General features: G+C 65.2%; 1 pseudogene. It reads left to right on the top strand.

Annotated elements, in window-relative coordinates:
* Positions 1-276: 276 nt before the first annotated feature.
* Positions 277-420, top strand: a pseudogene (locus P3H15_RS54315) (phosphatidylserine/phosphatidylglycerophosphate/cardiolipin synthase family protein); the annotation flags it as partial.
* Positions 421-633 lie beyond the last annotated feature (213 nt).

Below are 633 nucleotides of genomic sequence, written 5' to 3'. Positions count from 1 at the left end.
GGTGCAGGACCTCGGACGGTTCGCCTAACGTGTCGGCGACGACAGACTGCATGGTGGTCATCTTCCTGGCGCTCCTTCGATCGGATCCAGATCTCACGCGGCTTGCGTGTGCAGAGCGTCGGCCTTGCCTTCGACGGCGAAGATTCGAATCGGCGCGACCCACGTCCAGCCCTACCAGCTCTCATGCTGCCACCGCGGCCCAGTTGTCGGGGGTCTAGATCCTCGGCGGGACCGTGGTAGCCGCCAGCGTCGGCACGTGGCAACGAGCCCGGAGACCGCTCCGAGGTCCGCACCCCGTTCGCACTCGCGTACTACCTGGACGCCGGTGTCTGGGTGCTGTCGTCGCCGAACCTGCACACAGGCGTGATCGCCACCAACCGGCGGGCGGTCATCAGCTCCGCCAACGCGTCCCACAGCTCCCACGGTGTCGGCGGCGAGCAGTTCGTCGGTGCCGGCGAGCGAACCGGTGATCATCGCCCGCACCAGCTGTACCCCGACATTCGACCGGATTGGCAGCGCTTTCCGTAATCTGAACTTCGGAAACGACTTCTCCGCCGGCTGTTGGGTTCGTCCTGCGATCAGATCCAGTCGATGTGGACGGAGTCGATGTGGTCGAAGTGGAACCCGAACTGG

The sequence above is a fragment of the Rhodococcus sp. T2V genome (assembly GCF_029269925.1).
Taxonomy (GTDB): domain Bacteria; phylum Actinomycetota; class Actinomycetes; order Mycobacteriales; family Mycobacteriaceae; genus Rhodococcus_F; species Rhodococcus_F koreensis.
This window is presented reverse-complemented; position numbering and strand designations above follow the sequence as displayed.